Source organism: Vibrio sp. OPT46 (assembly GCF_015163535.1).
In the GTDB taxonomy this organism is placed as follows: domain Bacteria; phylum Pseudomonadota; class Gammaproteobacteria; order Enterobacterales; family Vibrionaceae; genus Vibrio; species Vibrio alginolyticus.
On record NZ_JADDYG010000172.1, the window covers coordinates 6059 to 8965 of the forward strand.

Consider the following 2907-nt stretch of genomic DNA (forward strand, 5'->3'; position numbering starts at 1 on the left):
TCAGGCATACCGTGTTTGGTGAGGTAATCTGGAGAGGCGCACAAAACAAGATTGGTCTTGCTAATTTCTTTGAGTACCAGATTCTCATCGGGTTTGTCGGTGAGCTTAAAGGCGACATCAATACCTTGGCGGAAAAGATCAATCTCACCATCTGCTGCTCTCAGCTTAAGCTGAATATTTGGATAACGTTCTAGGAATGGCAACACAAATGGTTGAAGCACCGAATTAAGAAATGCTTCAGGGGCTGCCACTGTGAGTGCGCCTGTTGGCTCGGCATGATCTTCCGCAGATAGCTCAACGGCTTGCTGCGCGGCATTTACCATTGCTATGCTTTGGTCGTAAACCTTTTGCCCTGCTTGAGTGATGATCAACTTACGAGTTGTGCGCTCAAACAGTTTCACCGAGAGGGCTTGTTCCAATCGTGTGATCAACTTACTTAAAGCCGATGGCGTCACGCCGAGTTGTTTGGCTGCAGCGGTAAAACTTCCTTCGTTTACCACTAAGATAAACGAAGCAAGATCAGGAAGTAGGGCAATGAGTTTTGGATTAACCATAATTGTTCAGTTCTGCGCAGCGGAATAACGATATTGTCTGGTACGGTTTCACGAGGTTCAAGTGTCACTGTCTCGCTTTAACGATATTTTGCCAAAAATGCATTGAGTGCAGGCAAGCCAGATTCACCAGTATGGTATTGCTGCCAACAGTGATAAATGGCCGTTTCGTGGTCTGCAATCAACTCGATAGCTTCTCGCTCAGCGATTGAATACTGCTGTGAAGCTTTCACTTCTTCATGCCACTCTCGATACTTGACCTCATAAGGTTCTACCCATTTCAGAAGAGTCGCCACCAACTCTTGCCATGGTAAACCAATCCACTTGGTTGCATCTGCCAAGCCTTTATCCAGCATCTCTTGGTGTCGACTTTCGATATCCATGCCATTTGTCAGCAGTACAGGTTTGAGCTTTTCTGCGGTGAGTTCTTCCACTTCAATCAAGGTTTGCCACAGCGTTTGTTGTTCACTTTGGGTGTAATGGCTCAAGTAGTGGTTGAAAAAAGCGATGCCGTAGATTTCGCCATAGTAGGCAGACAGAACGTTATGAATCATGGTGAGAATCGTGATTTAAACAGGGAATATCGCATTGTAGGAGGGGAAAGTGCGAAGTGTAAATACCAAAATATACTCAAGTGACTTCAAGATACATGGTTCAGAGCGTTGTCACTGATTCCCTATTTATCGAAAGCAAGCAAGGAAAACAACGAAGCGGAATAGCGAGCTCTTTCCAAGTTGTTTGACGAAGAAATTGCTTCAGTGGCACGCTCCCGAAGGGCGAGTTGCCTTGGTTCGCATGCTTCGTTAACAATTTTCGATTTAGAACCACTAGATTTTCAAATTGTTGCCTCGCCTTCAAACCAAGTCATCCTCGCTGAACCAAGCATCTCGAGGTTACTTGAGTATAAATAAAAAAGTGCTGCTGACAGAATTCGAACAGAACTTGTGAGAATTTTATGAGAATTCGATGAAGTTGCTGATAGATTTGCTCGTCATTCTTAGAGGCAAGAACGCAAAACGTTCGAAACGTAATGCTTAACCTACTCAAGTCACGAACAATGAAGTAAAGCCGTACACATGGGCTTGGGTAGTTCAACCCTCATTAAAGGATGGAATCACAATGAAAAAACGTACCCAACTCGGACTCGTCATGACTTCAGTCGCTATGGCACTAGGCTCTGCATCAGTGAATGCGGCGGAATTGGAAATCACCGTGACAAACGCAACCAAAGGCATCTACTTTACGCCACTTATTGTCGCTGCACATGGTTCTGATCTTCAAATGTTCAGAACGGGTCAAGCAGCAACGCCAGAACTAGAAGCTATGGCAGAAGGCGGTGATATCTCTGGTCTTGCTAGCGTGATTGGTAACGCTGGTGGTGCGGTGGTTGAGAACCCTGCTGGCGGCATTTTGAATCCGGGTGTTGCAACCACCTTCACCTTGGACAGTGGCGACCACGGTTATCTTTCTCTGAGCGCGATGTTGCTGCCAACCAATGATGGTTTTGTCGGTCTAGATAGCTGGAAGATTCCAACGGAAGCGGGTACATACCGAGCAACGCTAAGAAGTTACGATGCCGGTACAGAAGCGAACGATGAACTTGCGTCTAGCATGCCAAACCCACCTTTCATTACCTTTGGTACTGGCGGCACAGGCGTTGAAGCAACGGTAACTAACGACAAAGTTCACGTGCATCCGGGTAACCTTGGTGATAGCGACCCAACTGGCGGCATCAGTGACCTAGACAGCAGCAGCCATCGTTGGTTAAACCCAGTCGCAACCATCACAATCGTTGTGAAGTAAGGGGGATGTATGAAATACAGAATCTTACTAGTAGCAGCTTCAGTCGGCTTGCTCGCCGGTTGTCCAAGCGATGATGATAATGACGTAGTGAAATCGTACCGCTACACCGTCAACGTTGCGAACTTGACTGCGAATCAACCTATGTCTCCGCTCGCTGTACTCACTCACAATGGTGACTACCAATTGTTTGAAATTGGACAAGCCGCATCCGTTGAACTTGAGCACCTTGCCGAAGGCGGGAGTAACGCTGAGCTGATTGAGTTGATGAACAGCAATGACAGTGTTTACCAAGGTATTTCGGGCAATGGATTGGTGTTGCCGGGTGCATCGGACGAAGTCACCATCACGGTTGACCCTAGTCGTTACGGTTACTTGTCTGTGGCGTCTATGTTTGTGAATACCAATGATGCCTTTGTTGGCGAAACGGGGCTATCGCTCAAATCGCTCGCGGTGGGTGAAAGCTATGAAATGAGCATGAACGTTTGGGATTCCGGCACGGAACTGAATGATGAGCTTGCCGAAACCATTCCGGGCCCAGCAGGTGGCGGTGAGG

At 47.2% G+C, this 2907-nt stretch carries 4 protein-coding genes; 2 read left to right on the plus strand and 2 right to left on the minus strand.

From position 1 onward, the window contains the following. Together IQR33_RS32615 and IQR33_RS08365 are read right to left on the minus strand one after the other, a co-directional pair. Nucleotides 1-554, minus strand: a 554-nt coding sequence (locus tag IQR33_RS32615) for a LysR family transcriptional regulator (RefSeq protein ID WP_228013803.1), incomplete at its 3' end; no start/stop codon positions are given. 77 nt (nt 555-631) lie between these two features. Further along, nucleotides 632-1105, minus strand: a complete 474-nt coding sequence (locus IQR33_RS08365; RefSeq protein ID WP_017635502.1) for a hypothetical protein — start codon at nt 1103-1105, stop codon at nt 632-634. A 565-nt stretch (nt 1106-1670) separates the two neighbouring features. Between IQR33_RS08365 and IQR33_RS08370 the strand changes: the two genes are divergently transcribed. After that, nucleotides 1671-2354 (plus strand): spondin domain-containing protein, encoded by a 684-nt coding sequence (locus IQR33_RS08370; RefSeq protein WP_005384002.1) that lies wholly within the window; start codon nt 1671-1673, stop codon nt 2352-2354. Between the two features lie 9 nt (nt 2355-2363). Next, nucleotides 2364-2907, plus strand: a 544-nt coding sequence (locus IQR33_RS08375) for a spondin domain-containing protein (RefSeq protein WP_193843622.1), incomplete at its 3' end; no start/stop codon positions are given.